The organism is Kitasatospora sp. NPDC004272 (assembly GCF_053603035.1).
Genome location: NZ_JBSGET010000104.1, coordinates 1 through 16,296 on the forward strand (window position 1 = coordinate 1; position 16,296 = coordinate 16,296).

Sequence of the window (16,296 nt, forward strand, 5' to 3'; positions counted from 1 at the left end):
GCCGCCGGCGAGCACGGCCACCGCGGCGGCGACCGAGACGGCGACGGTCAGGCCGCGGCGGCGCTTGGCGGCGCGGGCCTCGGCCTGCTGGGCCTGCTTGAGGCGTGCGCGGGCGGTGGTGTTCGGGCTCCCCTCCGGCTTCGGGCTCTGGTGCTTGCCGGTCTTCGGGTTCTGGTTCTTGCTGGTCATGGTGTCCGTCGTCTCCTCGGCACCCGGCGGCGGCCCGCCGCCCGTAGCGAGGCGTACGGGGGAAGGGCGCGGCCCGGGGTGCTGGTCTAAGGAAGGGGAGGGGCGCGCGGTGGGCGCCCGGGACGGAACGCGTCCGGGTGACGGTCCGTCAGCTGGCGAGGGCCAGCTGCGGGGGACCGCGGCGCGGAGCCGGGGAGAGGACGAGCACCTGCGGACGGCGCGGTGCGGGTTCGCTGCCCGGGGGCGGCAGCAGCACGGCCGGGCAGCCCGGGCGGGCGGCCAGCAGCAGGGCGCGCCACGGCGCGGGCAGCAGGCGGGCCAGGGCGTCCAGCGCCTCGGCGACGCCGCAGAGCGCGGCGTCCGCCAACCGCAGCCAGGCCGCGGCGGCCAGCGCCAGCGCCAGGTGCACGGCCAGCACCAGCAGGCGGGTCAGGCCCGCCGAGCCGTGCGTCCACTGCGCGAACAGCTCCGAGCCGCTCACCGAGTCGCCGCCGCAGACCAGCAGGTCCACGCCCCGGGCGGGGCGCGCACAGGCGTCCTGGCCGAGGTTGAACGCGGTGTTCAGCAGCAGCTCCACCGGCACCAGCACGGAGGACAGCAGCAGGAAACGGCGGCGCGCCCCGTCGAGGACCACCGCCAGCAGGAAGACCGCGACGCTCGCCGCCGCGACCAGGGTGAGCGGCAGGGCGCGCCCGGTGATCGCCACCTGGCCGAACGCGGCCAGCGGCACGGCGAGCGCGGTGAACACCGCGCCCCGCAGGGCCTTGGTCGCGTGAATGCCGGTCATGGTGTTGGAGTATGGCACGCCGAACGTCCCGGCGACGAGGGCCGGACAGCCCCCGCCGCGAACGCCCGATCTGTGAATAAGCCCTGGATAAAGGGGGTGTGGGGCGGACGGGACACGGGCGGCGGAGGGTTCGGGAGGGGGCAGGGGGAGGGACGGCGGACGACCCGGGGGTGGGGAGGGTCACCCGGCCCGGGTGGCGCTCACCACAGTTCAACGGCGTGCGCCCGGGCCCGCCCGGGCCCGCCCGGGCCCGCCCGGCGAGATCGGCGAGATCGGCGAGCATCTCGCCGGCCGGACGCGGACCGAGCCGCCAGCCGTCCCGCAGTCGCAGTCGCAGTCGCAGTCGCAGCCGCAGGGTGCCGTGGGCGAGGGCGTGCGCACGCGAGAGGCGGCGGGGGCGTGCGCACGCGGAAGGCCCGGAGCGCTCGGCCCCGGGGCTCGCACACGGCAGTCAGCGCGCCGGGACACCCTCCGGCGTCGCCGCCGGCATCGCGGCACGCGTCACGCCCGCCACCGCAGCCGCCCCGGCACCCGGCGGCACCCGGCGGCACCCGAATATCCGGGGCGGCGGGGGCGGCCGCCCTGCCACCATGACGCGGTGACCGCCCCCGCCGCCGCCACCGCCCCGGCAGAACCGCACGCCCCCCTGCTGCGCGGCATCGCCGCCAACCCCAACGCCGGCACCGCCGTCCTCGTCCGGCTGCTCGCTCCCGAGGGCGCCTCCGCCTGGCCCGCCCTGCGCCGCCGCCCGCTGCCCGCCGACTTCGCCGACACCGCGATCGGCCACCCCGTCCGCCGCGTCCGCAGCGCCGTCGCGGCCAACCCCTGGCTCTCCGACGACCACTGCCTGCGGCTGGTCCGCGACCCCGAACTCCTGGTCGCCTTCCAGACGGTCGCGGGCCCCGGTGCCCGGCTGCGCCCCACTCCGATGCCCGACGCCGCGGTCGAACTGGTGCTGCTCGGCACCTGGCCGCGCGAGTCGAAGCTCGTCACCCAGGACGAGGTCCGCTCCGAGCTGACCCCGCCCGGGAGGGTCCGCAACGCCTTCCGCCGCCGGATGGCCCGCCACCCCGAACCCGAACTGCGCCGCCAGGCATGCCTGTTCATCGACTGGATGCCCCCGGCGGACCGCACCGCGCTGCTCGACGACCCCGACCCGGACGTCCGCGCCGAAGCCCGACGGGTGGCCGTGCCGAGGCAGTTGACCCCGGAGGAGCTGGCAGCCGCCGACCTCCCGCGCACCCGCCACCACCTGTACCAGGTCCGCCTCCTGCCGCCCGACCTGCTCGCCGAGGCGCTCACCGCCCGCGAGCACCTCGACGCGCTCGCCGGCAACCGGCACCTGCCGCCGGACGCCGTCCGCACCCTCGCCGCCGACCCCGACCCGGACGTCCGCCGCGAGATCGCCCGGCACCCCGCGCTCACCCCCGAGTCGATGGCCGCCCTCGCCGCCGACCCCGACCCCCGCGTCCGCCACCGCCTGGCCGGGCACCCCGACCTCACCCCCGCCCTGATCGACGCCCTCGCCGCCGACCCCGACCCCGGGGTGGCCGCCCGCGCCGCCGCCGACCCCGCACCGCGCGAGCGCGCCCGCACCGGGGCCATCGACGGGGCCGACCTCCGGGAGCGGTCCCACCAGTTCAGGTTGATCGACTTCGGGATCACCGACGAGCTCCTCGACGCGCCCGACCCCGCCTGGTACCGCGCCTGCGCCCGCTCGCCCCTGCTCCTGCTGCGCCGCGCCGCCGCCCGCTGCCCGCACCTCGACGGACCGACGGTCCGCCTGCTCGCCGGGGACGAGGACGAGGAGGTGCGCGACCTGCTCGCCCTGCACCACCCCGGCGCCCCGGCCGCGCTGCTCCTGGACGCCCACCTGCGCCACCCGCACCACCGCGACCGGCTCCGGGCCCGCCCCGCCTTCCCGCGCACCGGCCTGCCGTCCGGGCTCGCCCGCCACGACGACCCCGAGGTGCGTGAACTCGCCGCCGCCGACCCGGAGTTCGAAGGCGACCTGGAGGCACTGCTGGCCGACCCGGAACGGCGCGTCCGGCTGGCCGCCGCGGCCAACCCGCGGCTCGGCTCGGACCGGGTCGCCGCGCTGCTCGCCGACCCCGACCTGAGCGAAGGGGCCGCCGCCAACCCGCAGTTGGGCGAGGAGCGGCTGCACGCCCTGCTGGACGGGGTGCTGGGCCGGACGGCGGATCACCGTCCGGCGGCGGCTCACTGTCCGGCGGTGGGCGGGGCGTCCGGGGCGGGCGGGGTGCCCGGGGAGGGGTGGGCGTAGCGGTGGGCCAGTGCGGCGACCTCGGCGGCGAGGGCCCGGCGCAGTGCGGGCGGTCCGAGGACCTCCGCCCCCGCGCCGAGGCGGAGCAGGTCGTGCACCGCCACCGGCGTTGACTCCACCGGCAGTTCGACCAGCCGCCAGCCCTCCCCGTCCGGCGGTCCCGCCCGGCGGGCCGCTTCGGCGCCGGCCGCGCCGAACTGCGCGGGCAGCAGGGCCAGCGCGCCCGGGGAGACCCGGAGCACGGCCGTGTCCTGGTGCAGCATGTCCGTCAACTCGCGGGTGACCGTGGCCCAGTGGGCCGCGAGGTCGAAGCCCGGCGGCCGCTCGAAGCCGCGGCCGGTGGGTTCGGCGGCCAGGATCCGGGAGACCCGGTAGGTGCGGGGCGCGGGGGAGGAGGGGGCGGCGTCGGGGCCGGTACCGGGGCCGGTACCGGGGTCGGGGCCGGGGTCGTCCGGGAGGGCCACCAGGTACCAGAGGGCGCTCTTCAACACGAGCCCCAGCGGCCGCAGTTCGCGGTGCACCTCGCCGCGCCAGCGCCGGTAGTGCACCCGCAGCACCCGCTGCTCCCAGACCGCCGCGGCGACCTCGGCCAGCCGGGGGACGGGCTCGGCGTCCCGGAACCAGGAGGCCGGGTCGAGGTGGAAGCGGTCCTGCAGGGTCCGGGTCCGTTCGGCGAGTTCGGCGGGCAGCGCGGCCCGGACCTTCAGCTGGGCGGTGGCGAGCACTGCGCCGAGGCCCAACTCCCTTGCCGCGTCCGGTACTCCGGCGAGGAACAGGGCCCCGGCCTCGTCCCCGGTCAGTCCGGTCAGCCGGGTGCGGTAGCCGTCCACCAGCCGGTAGCCGCCGGTCCGGCCCCGCTCGGCGAGGACGGGCACGCCCGCCGCGCCCAGCGCCTCCACGTCCCGGTGGACGGTGCGGACCGAGACCTCCAGTTCGGCGGCCAGTTCGGGGGCCGTGCAGCGCCCCCGGTTCTGGAGCAGCAGGAGCAGGGCGAGGAGACGGTCGGCGCGCACCGCCCCATCATCGCGACCGGCCGGAACGCGCCGCAATACCTGACAGGAGGTGTCAAGTATCGCCGCCAGACTCGGTGACGGCACGAAGCGCGTCCGCGGCGGCGGCGCGCGCCCTGGGAGTGCGCGGACCGGCCGCGCACCGGACGGAAGGACGGCGCCATGACCGAGATCCGGATCAAGACCGAGACCGGGGCTGCGACCGAGAGCACCACGGTCGTCGGCAGCATCGGCTTCGCGAACTGGGAGGAGCAGGAGGTGAGCGGCAGCGAGGCGGGGCCCCGGCTGGCCCGGGCCTCGGTCGTCAACACCTTCACCGGGGGCATCGAGGCCGCCCGCACCGCCTGCGACTACAGCATCGCCTACACCGTCGGCCACCAAGGGGCCTTCACCGGCATGGAGTTGGTCACCGGCAGCGTCGACGGCCGGGCGGGCACCTTCGTCCTGGAGGAGCGCGGCACCTTCGCGGCGGACGGCACCATCCACTGCACCTTCGCCGTGGTGCCCGGCAGTGCGACGGGCGAGCTGGCGGGGCTGAGCGGCAGCGGCGAGTACACCTGCCGGGCGGGGACGACGGCCATCCCCTACGCCTTCGCGTTCCGGCTCTGACGGAGCGACGGTCCGGCCCGGGCGGCTCCGGCGGCTCCGGCGGCCCGGGGTGGCCGGTGGCTCCGGCGGCCCGGGGGCCGGTGGCCGGAAGTCGCGCGAACCGGGGGAGCGGGGCGGGGGCGCTGGTTAGGGTGGTCGGTGTCCGTACCGCGCAGTTCAGCACGGCAGGAGACCGCCTTGACCACGGCCGCCACCAGTGTCCTTCCCGAACTCGACGCCGAGGCGTTCGCCCGCTGGCGGGCCGGCGGCGGCCGGGTGGTCGATCTGCTCTCGGTGGTACGGGAGTTGGGGCCGGTCGCGGGGTTCCGGCTCGGGGACCGGCGGGTCGTGCTGGTGACCGGCGCGAGCGCGGTGCAGCAGGTGCTGGCGAAGCGGACCGAGGTGTACGTCAAGCGGGGCCACCGGGTGAAGCCGCTGCTCGGGGGCGGGCTGCTGTGTGCGGCGGGTGAGCCGTGGCGGCGTCAACGCAAGCTGCTGCAGCCGCAGTTCACCGGGCAGGGGATCAAGGCGTACGAGCCGCAGATCCGGGCCGCGGTGGCGGACACCGCCGAGCGGTGGCGGGTCGCGGCGGCGGCCGGGGAGGTCCGGGAGGTCGACGCGGACCTGCGGCACTTCTCGCTGGACGTGATCTGGCGCTCGCTCACCGCGCACCCGCTCGACCCGGAGACGCACCGGCGGCTGGTCGCGGCGGGGGAGGGCTTCGCCGCGATCCCGGCATTCGCGCCCGCGAGCGGGGACACCGAGATCGACTTCCGGGAGGCCAACGAGCACGTCGACCGGGTCGCCGAGCACGCCATCGCGCTCGCCGAGGAGTCGCGCGAGCCGGGGCTGGTGCAGGTGTTGCTCCGGGCGGCGGCCGAACTCTCGGACTACACCGAGCGGTTGGTGCGCGACGAGCTGATGACACTGGTGGTGGCCGGCTACGAGACCACCGCCACCGCGCTGAGCTGGCTGTTCCTGCTGCTGGACGCGCACCCCGAGCAGCGCGAGTGGGCGCTGGCCGCCGGGCCGGCCGGTTCCGCGGAGCGGGCGGCCGCGATCCGGGCGCTGGTGGACGAGACGCTGCGGCTGTACCCCGTCGCGTGGCTGATGCCCCGGCACGCGGCCGAGGACGACGTACTGGACGGCCACCGGATCGAGGCCGGGACGACGGTGCTGCTCGCCCCCTACCTGACCCACCGGGACGCCGAACTGTGGCCGGACCCGGAGGAGTTCCGGCCGCAGCGCTTCCTGGAGGCGGAGCGGCGGCCCGCTCCCGGCACGTACTTCCCGTTCGGCCTGGGGCCGCGGGCCTGCCTGGGGGCGCAGTTCTCGGTCCGCGAGGTGGTGCTGCTGCTGGAGGAGCTGCTGCCCGCGTACCGGGTGCAGGTCAGGCAGGCCCCGGCGGAGACCGCGTACAGGCTCACGGTGCACCCGGACGGGCCGATCCGGGCGGTGCTGCACGCCACGGGGGAGTGAGGGGCGGGCGGGTGAGGGGCGGGCGGGTGAGGGGCGGGGAGCGGGGCGCGGCGGGCCGGAAAACGGTTTGTCAGGCGGGCTGACGAACCGCCAGGATCGTGGCCCGTGATGAACGCAGGCGCGATGAGCGCAGCAGAGGCCCGTTCCGGACGTCCCGTCGCCCTGGTCACCGGCGTGGGCCGGACGATCGGCATCGGTGCCGCGATCGCCGAGCGCCTCGCCGCCTCGGGGTGGGACGTGGCGTACAGCTACTGGACGCCGTACGACGGCCGGATGGCCTGGGGTGTGGAGGAGGGGGCGGCGGAGGCGGTCGGTGCGCTGATCGAGGGGCACGGCGCGCGGCACCTCGCGGTGTCGGCGGACCTCGCCGACCCGGCGTCCCCCGCGCAGCTGTTCGACCGGGTGGAGGCCGGGCTGGGGCCGGTCGGCGCGCTGGTGATGAGCCACGCGGAGTCCGTCGACTCCGGGCTCCTGGACACCACGGTGGAGAGCTTCGACCGGCACTTCGCGGTCAACGCCCGGGCGAGTTGGCTGCTGATCCGCGAGTTCGGCCTGCGCTTCGCCGGCGCGTTCGGCACCGGCCGGATCGTCGCCCTGACCAGCGACCACACCGTCGGGAACCTCCCGTACGGGGCCAGCAAGGGCGCGCTGGACCGGATCACCCGGGCCGCCGCCCGCGAGCTGGCCCACCTCGGGGTGACGGCCAACGTGGTCGACCCCGGCCCGACCGACACCGGCTGGATGAGCGAGCAGCACAAGGCCGACATGGTCGAGCACACCCCGCTGGCCCGGATCGGCACCCCGCAGGACGCCGCCCACCTGATCGACTTCCTCTGCTCGCCGCAGGGCCAGTGGATCAACGGCCAACTCCTGCAGAGCAGCGGCGGCTTGAAGTAGCAGCGGCTCGAAGTGGCGGGGGCGTTGAGTGGCGGGGGCGTCGAGTGGCGGGGCGCGGCCGGCGGCCGGTGCTACTTGGACCGCTCGGTCAGGGCGCGCAACTCGCGGGTGCGGTCGACCAGTTGTTCGCGGGTGAGGGTGCCGGCCAGGTCGCTCAGGTTGCCCATGGTGTTGCCGTCCGCCCAGGCGCAGACGTCGTACTCCTCGCCGGGCTCGCCGACGGTCGCGCAGGCGAGCGCGCCCTTCAGCGGGCCCGGCGGGTAGGTCTGCATGTCGTTGACCGGGGTGCCGTCCGCCAGCGAGCTGCCGTCGGGCGAGTAGCCGCCGAGCATCTTGGTCGCGGCCCGGGCGGCGTCCGGCACCGAGCCCTCGGTGTCCATCGCCACGGCCACCAGTTCGCTGTCCCACAGGCCGGTGGCACCCGGCTGCCCGTACCCCTGCACCTGGGTGTGCCACGGGACGTAGCGCCCGGTGTTCTGCTGCGCGTACCCGGACCGGAGGGTGGCCAGCTCCTGGTCGTCGGCGACCCGGGTCAGGCCCGCGAAGTCGGTCGGCAGCGCGACCTCGTGCCGGGCCGCCTCGGAGTCCACCGACCGGATCGCCAGGTACCCGGCCAGCAGCACCGCCAGGCAGGCCGAAGCGGCGCCGACCTGCTTGCGCGTCACCTTCCGGTACCAGGGCAGGATCGGCTGCGGTTGGCCCCCGGCCGCCCAGATCGACCGCAGGCTGTCCAGCGACTGCGCTCTCGGCCCCGTCGGCTGCGCTTCCTGCTCCTGCTGCGCTTCCTGCACCTGCTCCTGCTGCTCCTGCGCGGTGTCCGGCACCGGTCTCCCTCGGGTAGTGGAACAAGATCTTCCGATTGTTGCGTTGGAGCACTGTACTGACGGCCCGGCCGGGGCCGACACCGACCCCGGCGTTCACGAACCGTCCCGGCCCGGGCGGCCGACGGGAGTTCGGTCCCGGGGCAGGACCCGGGTGCGGCCGAGTTGCGCCGGTTCGGCGCGCAGCGGCGGCGCACCGGAACCGTCCGCCCCCGCCGGGACGCCCAGCAGCACCCCGGCCGCGGCCGGGACGCAGAGCGCCGCCACCGCCCAGAATGCGGCCCGCCAGTCCAGCAGTTGGCCCAGCAGCGCGCCCGCCGGAACCCCCACGACGGTCGCCGCCGTCGTCCCCGACAGCAGCACGCCCAGCGCCCGGCCCTTCCGGTCCGGCGCCACCAGCGCGGCCGCGGTCGCCACCGCCGGCGCCAGGAACCCGGCGTTCGCCAGCGCCGCCACCACCCGGGTGGCGAACAGCACCGCGAACGAGCCGGTCAGCGCGCCGACCGCGTGCGCCAGCGCGAACACCGCGACGAACCCGAACAGCCCGGCCCGGCGCGGCCACCGCCGGGCCCAGGCCGCCGTCAGCGGCGCGGCCGCCACCATCCCGAGCGCGAAGGCGGACGCGAGGGTGCCCGCCGTCCCGACGGAGACGCCGGGGTCGGCGCCGAGGTCCGGCAGCAGGCCGGCGGGCATGAACTCCGAAGCGCCCATGGCGAACACGGCCAGGGCGAGCAGGTGGAGGGCAGGGGGCAGCGGAGGGGGACTGGCATCGGACGCGACTCCGGGGCGAAGTGGGAAACGGGAACGGACTCCGTCCCGGCCACCACGCCAACCCCGTCGGACGCACGCACCCGGCCACCGCACGGCGGCACGACAGCCGCGCGGTCACACTCCGGGCCTCAGGCGCTCAGGACGTCCAGGGGGCTGACGGCATGACCGAAAGCCCCCACCTCGTCCGACTCGGGACTCACCACGCCCCCACCCTGGCGGCGTCGTGGACGTTCGGTCAGTGGGCGGTGGCGAGTTCGCCGCTGAGGCGGTCGTGCAGGGTGGCGCTGGGGTGGTTGAGGCCGGTGATCTCGACGGTCTTGCCGCGCTGGGCGTACTTGGCGCGGACGGTGTCGAGGGCGGCGACGGAGGAGGCGTCCCAGATGTGGGCGGCGGTGAGGTCGATGACGACCAGGTCGGGGTCGCCGGCGTAGTCGAAGCGGGTGGTGAGGTCGTTGGCGGAGGCGAAGAAGAGCGCGCCGGTGACGGTGTAGACGGTGCGGGTGCCGTCCGGGGCGGGGGTGGCGGTGACCTCGGCGTGGTGGGCGACGCGCTTGGCGAAGACGGCCATCGCGAGCAGCGAGCCGATCACGACGCCGATCGCCAGGTTGCTGGTGGCGACGACCACGACCATGGTCACCGCGGTGACGGCGAGTTCGCCGGCCGGGAGGCGGCGCAGGGTGGCGGGGGCGATCGAGTGCCAGTCGAAGGTGCCGAAGGAGACCATCACCATGACGGCGACCAGCACGGCCATCGGGATGTTCGACACCACCGGGCCGAAGACCAGGCAGAGCAGCAGCAGGAACGCGCCGGCCAGGAAGGTCGACACCCGGGTGCGGGCGCCCGACACCTTCACGTTGATCATCGTCTGGCCGATCATCGCGCAGCCGCCCATCCCGCCGAAGAACCCGGTCACGATGTTGGCGACGCCCTGCCCGACCGCCTCGCGCCGCTTGTCGGAGTGGGTGTCGGTGATCTCGTCCACCAGCTTCGCCGTCATCAGCGACTCCATCAGCCCCACCAGCGCCATCGCCAGCGCGTACGGCGCGACGGTGGTCAGGGTGTCGAGGGTGAACGGCACGTCCGGCAGGCCGGGCACCGGCAGCGAGGACGGCAGCTCGCCCTTGTCGCCGACGGTCGGCACCGCGATGCCCGCGCCGACGGTCAGCAGCGTCAGCGCCACGATCGACACCAGCGGCGCCGGGACCACCCGGGTCAGCTTCGGGAACCCCACCATCACCGCGAGGGCGCCCGCCAGCAGCGGGTAGACCGCCCACGGGACGTGGGTCAGCTCCGGCAGCTGGGCCAGGAAGATCAGGACGGCGAGGGAGTTGACGAAGCCGACCATCACCGAGCGCGGCACGAACCGCATCAGCTTCGCCACGCCCAGCGCGCCCAGCACGATCTGGAACACCCCGGCCAGGATCACCGCCGCGACCAGGTAGCCGAAGCCGTGCTCCCGGTTCAGCGGGCCGATCACCAGCGCCACCGCGCCGGTCGCCGCCGAGATCATCGCCCGCCGGCCGCCCACCACCGAGATGGTCACGGCCATCGTCACCGACGCGAACAGGCCGATCTTCGGGTCGACCCCGGCGATCACCGAGAACGAGATCGCCTCCGGGATCAGCGCCAGCGCGACCACCAGCCCCGCCAGGACCTCGGTGCGCCACACCTTGGGATCGGAGCACCAAGCGGGCACCCGGAAGGACCTGGACACGGCGGAGGAGGACAAGAGGCGGCAACCCGTCAGGACGTGGGGATGGGACAGGGGAGAATGGAGGGAGGACCCGAACTCTACCCTAACGTGAGGGTAGGGTTCGTCCGGGGAGCGGAGGGAAGGCACAGCGTGGACGAGGGCACCGGCGGGCGCGAGGACGGGCACATGCAGATCGGCGAGGTCGCCGCCCGCACCGAACTCTCCCTGCGCACCATCCGCCACTACGAGGAGACCGGCCTGGTCGTCCCCTCCGCCCGCTCCCGGGGCGGCTTCCGCCTCTACACCGGACGTGACGTCGCCCGGCTGATGGTGATCCGCCGGATGAAACCGCTCGGCTTCACCCTCGACCAGATGCGCGAACTCCTCGACGCCACCGACCGGCTCGACGCCGACGGCCCCTACGACCAGGAGGCCGGGGGCCGCCCCGCCCTGCTCGACCTCGTCCGCACCTACGAACGCGCCGCCGCCGAACAGGTCGACCGGCTGCGCGTCCAGCTCGCCCGCGCCGAGGACTTCGCGCACACCCTGCGCACCCGCCTGGAGGGGGAAGAGGCCCAGGGGCAGAGGCAGGAGCAGGGACAGGAGCAGGGACAGGGACAGGAGCAGGAGCAGGGGCAGGAGTAGGGCGCAGAGGCAGGGAGGGCTAGGGCTCGGGCCAGGCGAAGCCGAGCTGGGCCGAGCGGGCCCGGTTGCCGCCGGTGAGCCGGGCGTACGAGGTCGGGTCCTCGGTGGCCAGGCGGTGCAGTGCCGCCGCGGCCTGCTCCTCGGGCGGCCGGCCGTCGTCCGGGACCGACCAGCGGAACAGCAGCGGGTGCTCCGGCTGCTCCGGGGCGCCGGAGGACTGCCCCGGCACGTACCAGAAGACCACCTCCGCGGTGTCCGGGCGGTCGTCGGCCGGGCCGATCCGGCCGGCTTCGGCGTCCCACCGGGCCAACAGTTCGGGGCGGGAGCGCAGTTCGCGCTCCAGCAGCAGGGCGACGGCCCGGGCCCGGCTCCGGGCCGGGTCGGACGTCTCGGCCCGGGCGACCTCCGCGTCGTAGGCGGCGGCGTCGAAGCGCAGGGCCCCGACCCCGGGCAGCGGTGCGGCGTCCCGGCCCGGCCGGAAGCCGTCCCACACCACCACCGGCCCCTCCGGGCCCGCCGCGCGCCGGACGTCCACCCACAGCGCGCCGCAGCACCCCTCGCTGCAGGACGCCTCGGCCAGCCGCACAGGGTGCGGCTCCGGCCCGGCCCGCAGCAGGCCCCCGTCGAGCAGCGGATCCGGGCCGAGCGCCACCCCGGCCGGGAACAGCCGGAGGGCCAGCGGCAGGCCGTCGACCAGCACCCTGACCTGCGTCCAGGCCCGGGAGCGCGGATCCGGCTCCGCCACCTCGATCCGGAACCGGCCCGCCGACGCCGGGAGTTCGAACGGACGGCGCCCGGTGCGGCGGATCCAGGCGACCCGCGCGGCCGCGCCCGGTCGGCGGTCGGCCGAGCCGAGCGCCGCCGCCCAGGCGGGCGCGGCCAGCACCCCGCCCAGCCCGTCGAGCAGCGCCGCGCGCCACTGCGGCGGCCGGTCGAGCAGCGCGGCGCCGCCACTGCTCAGGTCGAGCGCCAGCGAGAGCAGCAGCGCGTAGTGGTCCAAGCCGGGCGTCAACTGCCCGGCCCGGCCCACCACCCGCTCGTACAGGCCCGGCGCCTCGCGGCAGGCCAGCAGGTCGGCCGGATCGGCGTTCGAGTCCGCCAGCCGGGCCAGCAGTCGGCCCGCGACCTCGACCAGGCAGGTGTCGTGCGGGAAGCCGTCCAGCAGTTCGGCGAGCTCGAACGCCTCCAGGACGCGGCGGGCGTCGGCGGGGCCCAGCGCGGACAAGTCCCGGGGGAGCGAGACCAGGCCCCGGCGGCGCACCCGCCGGTCGGCGCTGCGCAGCGCCGCCAGCAGCGGCTCCACCAGCGGGCGGCGGCCGTGCACCGCCAGCGCGAGGACGGCGGCCGCCCGCCGGTCCAGCCCGTCCAGCGCGGCGACGGCCGGGCCGTGCAGCACGCGGGCCGTGCCGAGCAGCGACAGCACCGGCACGTCCGCCGACGTGCCGAAACGCCCCAGCAGCGCGATGCCCGTCAGGACGGCCGGCACCGACCCGCCCCCGCGCGCCAGCCGCCGGGCCGCCACCAGGACGCGCACCGGATCGGCGACCGGCAGTTCGGCGACGCCGGACAGGAGCACGCGGTGGCACTCGGCCGGCAGGACGAGCCGCTCCAACTGGCCGACCAGCGCGCCGACATCACCGGACCACGACCCGAGCACCGCGCGGACGGCCCGCTCGGCGCCCGCCACGGACTCCCGGCGCTCCCGGACCGTCTCACCCCGGGGGAGCGGGACCGCGGCAACGCCCAACCCCGAGAACCCGGAACGCGGCGGCAGCCTGCCGGGCGAGGTGCTCGACAACTCCAGCAGGACCTCGTACAGCGCGGGCCCGCCGCGCCGCGACTCGGCGCTCACCGGAGGAAACAGGACTCGATTCGAGAAGACATGCGCCCAGTCTGACCCGCCGTCACCGCACGTGTCGAACCATTTTCCGAACGTGACGGCCGGGCCGGGCGGGGCCGGGCGGAGGCTCGGTCGGGCGGGGCTCAGGAGTGGGCGGGGCCGGGCGGAGGCTCGGTCGGGCGGGGCTCAGGAGTGGGCGTCGCGCCACTCGGCGGCGGCCGTCTCCACGTCCACCGGGGCCAGGCCCAGCGGCGGGCCCTCGATCGGGCGGCGCAGGGCGGCCTCGATCCGGGCGTTGGCCTCGGCGAGGCGGCTGCGCAGCAGCGGTTCGGTCGGGGCCAGGCGGGCGGTGTCCAGCGCCTCGCGGAGCTCGGCCCGCAGGGCGAGCGACGGCGGCAGGTAGGACAGGCCCTCGCGCTCCATCTTCGCCCGGATCCACCACGTCTCGTGGTACGGCTGCCCCTCCCCGGCCAGCGGCTCGCCCGCTCCGGGCAGGTCGTCGAAGGCGCCGCGCTCGGCGGCCTCACGGATCTGCCGGTCGACCCAGCTCTCGAAGGTCACACCGGGGGGCTTGCGTTCCGTCATGCGGTGGGTCCTCCCGTGCAGAAGGGGCGTCCGGCGCAGGGCGCGACAGGGGCTGTCCCACCGATCCTACGGGAGCCCCCCGCCCTCCCGGCCCCGCCGGACGGGGAGCACCGGAGGTCGAGGGGCGCACCCGCCCGCCCCGAGGGCGCGCGCCGCTCCCCGCACCCGCGCGGCACGGGTCGCACCCGCGCGGCACGGGTCGCGCCCTCCCGGTGGCGGGTCCGCTGCGGCGTCGGGGTCCGGTCCGCGGGTGAGGAGCCGCGTCCCGCCGTCCACGTGCTGTGACCGCGGGCGGGCGTGACGGTGCCGGGATCAGGGGCCGTGGACGGAGTCGCGCCGACCGAGCCGGAGGATCCAGACGATCAGCCGGCCGTCCTCCACGGTGTGGAGGACCCGTCGCTCGCCGACCCGCAGCCGCCGGACCTGGGGGCGCCGACCAGCGCGGTCGTGCCGTGGCCGTACGGGTCGTTCTCCGGCTCGGCGAGTCTGCGCAGGACGGGCATCGCCTGGTCCCGGGGGAGGGTGACCCGTGCGGCCCCGGCCCGGGCCGCACGGGTGGTCAGTGGGGCGCCGGTGCGGGGGCGGGCGCGGGCGCGGGGGCGGGTGCGGTGCGGAGGATCCCGGCGGCGGCGGCGGTGGTGGCGCAGAGCAGGGTGAGCAGCAGGAAGGTGTGGTTGAGGGCGGTGAGGTGGGTGAGCCAGCCGATCACGGCGGGCCCGGCGAGCATGCCGAGGTAGCCGAGTCCGGCGACGCGGGAGACGTTGGCGCCCGCGGCGGCGGGGTCGGCGTGCCCGGCGGCGCTGAACAGCTGGGGGACGCAGCCGGACAGGCCGAGGCCGAACAGGGCCCAGCCGAGGAACGCGGCCCACACCCAGGGGGTCAGCGCGGCGACCGTGATGCCGACGGCGGCGGTGGCGGCACCGTAGCGCAGGACGGCTGTCGAGCCGTGCCGGGCGGAGATCCGGTCGGCGAGCAGGCGCCCGGTGGTCATCGCGGCGGCGTAGGTGCCGTAGACGAACGCGGCGGTGGACGCGGGCGCGCCGAGGACGTCCTTCAGGTGCAGGGCGCTCCAGTCGTTGGCGGCGCCCTCGCTGAGCATCACCATCAGCGCGAGGACGGCGAGCACCCGGATCCGGCGGCGGGCGCTGCCGCTCCCGGCGGCCGCGGTGCCGCTGCCGGCGTCGGTGCCGTCGCTCCCGCCCGTCCCGTCGGCGGCTCCGTCGGTGGCGCCGTCGGTGGCCGCGGCGCCGGGCAGCAGGGCGCGAGCGGTCAGCAGGGCGGTGGCGAGGCCGAGCGCGCCGAGGACGGTGAGGGTGGCGGTCGGGCCGAGGCCGGTGGCGGTGGCCGCGGCGGCGGCGAGCGCGGCGATCACGCCGCCGACCGAGAAGGTGGCGTGGAAGCCGGACATCACGGGCCGTCCGTACGCCTGCTCCACGTGGACGGCGTGGGCGTTCATGCTCACGTCCAGGCAGCCGTTCGCGAAGCCGAACAGCAGCAGCGCCACGGCCAGCGTCCACGGGTTCGGGGCGAGGCCGGGCAGCACCAGGGTGGCCGCGCACAGCGCGCCGGAGGCGGGGACGACGGTGCGGGCGCCGAGGCGGTCGGTGAGCTGCCCGGCCGCCCGCATGCCCGCGAAGGCGCCGAGGCCGAGCAGCACCAGCAGGCCGCCGAGCGCGGCGTGGCCGATGCCGACCCGGGACTCGACGGCGGGGATGTGCACGACCCAGGCGCCCATCAGGGTGCCGCACAGGACGAAGTAGACGTAGGTCGCCACACGGGCGGCCCGGAGCGAACCTTCCATGCCGCCGACCATAACGAACATTTCTGTTGTGCGAAAGACGCCTATCGAACAACTTGATTGTGCGCTGAGCGGTGCGGTTCAATCTCGGTATGAGCACCCGGCAGCGCCACACCCTGATCGCCCAGGCCGTCCGGGACGCGGGCAGCGCCACCGTCCTCGAACTCGCCGCGCTCACCGGGGCCTCCGAGATGACCATCCGGCGCGACCTGGACGCCCTGGCCGCCCAGGGCGTCCTCGAACGCTTCCGGGGCGGGGCCAGCACCCTGCTGCTGCGCGGCGAGGAGCCGCCCTTCGCGCTGCGCGCCCGCGAGGCCGTCGACGCCAAGCGCCGGATCGCCGCCGCGGTCTGCGCGCTGATCGCCGACGGCGAGAGCGTGCTGCTCGACAGCGGCACCACCTGCCTGGAGGTGGCCCGGTTGCTGCGCGAGCGTCCCGTCACCGTGATGCCGCTGTCGCTGCCCGCCGTCCACGTCCTCGGCGACGCACCCGGACCGGCCACCCTGCTCGTCCCCGGCGGACAGCCCCGCGCCACCGAGGGCGCGCTCACCGGTCCGCTCGCGCTCGCCTCGATCTCCGCCCTGCGCTTCGACACCGCCGTCCTGGGCTGCTGCGGCCTGAGCGCCGCCGACGGGCTGACCGCCTACGACCTCGACGACGCCACCGTGAAGAAGGCCGCGATCGCCGCCGCCCGCCGCACCGTCGTGGCCACCGACAGCGGCAAGCTCGGCCGCACCGCCTTCGCCCGGGTCGCCCCCGCCGCGAGCCTGCACGCCCTGGTCACCGACACCGACGCCCCCACCGAGGAGCTCGCCGCGTTCGAGGCGGCCGGCACCGCCGTCACGAGCGTCTGACCCGCCCGGCCGACCCCGGACCGGACCGTCCGGCTGCCCTCTGGCCGAACCGTCC

General features: G+C 76.3%; 13 protein-coding genes and 2 pseudogenes. 6 read left to right on the forward strand and 9 right to left on the reverse strand.

What is annotated here, in order from left to right:
• A pseudogene (locus ACWEO5_RS27125) lies at positions 1 to 189 on the reverse strand (hypothetical protein); the annotation flags it as partial.
• 148 nt (positions 190 to 337) lie between these two features.
• On the reverse strand, positions 338 to 976 hold the full coding sequence (locus tag ACWEO5_RS27130) for a hypothetical protein (protein ID WP_452164842.1): 639 nt from the start codon (positions 974 to 976) through the stop codon (positions 338 to 340).
• A gap of 598 nt (positions 977 to 1,574) precedes the next feature.
• Between ACWEO5_RS27130 and ACWEO5_RS27135 the strand changes: the two genes are divergently transcribed.
• Positions 1,575 to 3,260 carry a hypothetical protein gene (locus ACWEO5_RS27135; RefSeq protein ID WP_452164843.1) on the forward strand — a complete coding sequence of 562 codons (1,686 nt, stop codon included), beginning with the start codon at positions 1,575 to 1,577 and terminating at the stop codon, positions 3,258 to 3,260.
• On the opposite strand, the gene ACWEO5_RS27140 is transcribed toward ACWEO5_RS27135, so the two are convergent.
• Positions 3,197 to 4,273 carry a helix-turn-helix transcriptional regulator gene (locus ACWEO5_RS27140; RefSeq protein ID WP_452164844.1) on the reverse strand — a complete coding sequence of 359 codons (1,077 nt, stop codon included), beginning with the start codon at positions 4,271 to 4,273 and terminating at the stop codon, positions 3,197 to 3,199. The genes ACWEO5_RS27135 and ACWEO5_RS27140 overlap by 64 nt on opposite strands.
• 159 nt (positions 4,274 to 4,432) lie before the next feature.
• Between ACWEO5_RS27140 and ACWEO5_RS27145 the strand changes: the two genes are divergently transcribed.
• The 3 genes from ACWEO5_RS27145 (at position 4,433) to ACWEO5_RS27155 (ending at position 7,234) form a co-directional block, all read left to right on the forward strand.
• Entirely contained in the window at positions 4,433 to 4,879 is a 447-nt protein-coding gene (locus ACWEO5_RS27145) for a DUF3224 domain-containing protein (protein WP_452164845.1), read from the forward strand.
• 177 nt (positions 4,880 to 5,056) lie between these two features.
• A complete protein-coding gene (locus ACWEO5_RS27150; RefSeq protein ID WP_452164846.1) occupies positions 5,057 to 6,337 on the forward strand; it encodes a cytochrome P450 in 1,281 nt (426 codons plus the stop codon).
• A gap of 123 nt (positions 6,338 to 6,460) precedes the next feature.
• Positions 6,461 to 7,234, forward strand: coding sequence for an SDR family oxidoreductase (locus tag ACWEO5_RS27155; protein ID WP_452164847.1), 774 nt, complete (start codon positions 6,461 to 6,463; stop codon positions 7,232 to 7,234).
• 71 nt (positions 7,235 to 7,305) lie between these two features.
• On the opposite strand, the gene ACWEO5_RS27160 is transcribed toward ACWEO5_RS27155, so the two are convergent.
• The 3 genes and pseudogenes from ACWEO5_RS27160 to ACWEO5_RS27170 all read right to left on the reverse strand — a co-directional run bounded on the left by ACWEO5_RS27160 (position 7,306) and on the right by ACWEO5_RS27170 (position 10,555).
• Entirely contained in the window at positions 7,306 to 8,058 is a 753-nt protein-coding gene (locus tag ACWEO5_RS27160; protein WP_452164848.1) for a hypothetical protein, read from the reverse strand.
• A 141-nt stretch (positions 8,059 to 8,199) separates the two neighbouring features.
• A pseudogene (locus tag ACWEO5_RS27165) lies at positions 8,200 to 8,808 on the reverse strand (MFS transporter); the annotation flags it as partial.
• Positions 8,809 to 9,061: 253 nt separating this feature from the next.
• Complete coding sequence (locus tag ACWEO5_RS27170; protein WP_452164849.1) at positions 9,062 to 10,555, reverse strand: SulP family inorganic anion transporter; 1,494 nt, start codon at positions 10,553 to 10,555, stop codon at positions 9,062 to 9,064.
• Between the two features lie 150 nt (positions 10,556 to 10,705).
• Between ACWEO5_RS27170 and ACWEO5_RS27175 the strand changes: the two genes are divergently transcribed.
• Positions 10,706 to 11,164 (forward strand): MerR family transcriptional regulator, encoded by a 459-nt coding sequence (locus ACWEO5_RS27175; RefSeq protein WP_452164871.1) that lies wholly within the window; start codon positions 10,706 to 10,708, stop codon positions 11,162 to 11,164.
• A gap of 19 nt (positions 11,165 to 11,183) precedes the next feature.
• On the opposite strand, the gene ACWEO5_RS27180 is transcribed toward ACWEO5_RS27175, so the two are convergent.
• The 3 genes from ACWEO5_RS27180 to ACWEO5_RS27190 form a co-directional block, all read right to left on the reverse strand.
• Positions 11,184 to 13,016: a hypothetical protein gene (locus ACWEO5_RS27180; protein WP_452164850.1), complete on the reverse strand. Its 1,833-nt coding sequence runs from the start codon at positions 13,014 to 13,016 to the stop codon at positions 11,184 to 11,186.
• A 174-nt stretch (positions 13,017 to 13,190) separates the two neighbouring features.
• Complete coding sequence (locus ACWEO5_RS27185; protein ID WP_452164851.1) at positions 13,191 to 13,589, reverse strand: DnaJ family domain-containing protein; 399 nt, start codon at positions 13,587 to 13,589, stop codon at positions 13,191 to 13,193.
• Positions 13,590 to 14,148: 559 nt separating this feature from the next.
• Complete coding sequence (locus ACWEO5_RS27190; RefSeq protein ID WP_452164852.1) at positions 14,149 to 15,390, reverse strand: MFS transporter; 1,242 nt, start codon at positions 15,388 to 15,390, stop codon at positions 14,149 to 14,151.
• Between the two features lie 89 nt (positions 15,391 to 15,479).
• Between ACWEO5_RS27190 and ACWEO5_RS27195 the strand changes: the two genes are divergently transcribed.
• Complete coding sequence (locus tag ACWEO5_RS27195) at positions 15,480 to 16,241, forward strand: DeoR/GlpR family DNA-binding transcription regulator (protein WP_452164853.1); 762 nt, start codon at positions 15,480 to 15,482, stop codon at positions 16,239 to 16,241.
• The last annotated feature ends 55 nt before the right edge of the window (positions 16,242 to 16,296 follow it).

Excerpts from the sequence above, each read along its gene's own strand:
- ACWEO5_RS27130 (WP_452164842.1), bottom strand. The coding sequence starts at position 976 with ATGACCGGCATTCACGCGACCAAGGCCCTGCGGGGCGCGGTGTTCACC.
- ACWEO5_RS27145 (WP_452164845.1), top strand. The coding sequence starts at position 4,433 with ATGACCGAGATCCGGATCAAGACCGAGACCGGGGCTGCGACCGAGAGC.
- ACWEO5_RS27155 (WP_452164847.1), top strand. The coding sequence starts at position 6,461 with ATGAGCGCAGCAGAGGCCCGTTCCGGACGTCCCGTCGCCCTGGTCACC.
- ACWEO5_RS27175 (WP_452164871.1), top strand. The coding sequence starts at position 10,706 with ATGCAGATCGGCGAGGTCGCCGCCCGCACCGAACTCTCCCTGCGCACC.
- ACWEO5_RS27185 (WP_452164851.1), bottom strand. The coding sequence starts at position 13,589 with ATGACGGAACGCAAGCCCCCCGGTGTGACCTTCGAGAGCTGGGTCGAC.
- ACWEO5_RS27190 (WP_452164852.1), bottom strand. The coding sequence starts at position 15,390 with ATGGAAGGTTCGCTCCGGGCCGCCCGTGTGGCGACCTACGTCTACTTC.
- ACWEO5_RS27195 (WP_452164853.1), top strand. The coding sequence starts at position 15,480 with ATGAGCACCCGGCAGCGCCACACCCTGATCGCCCAGGCCGTCCGGGAC.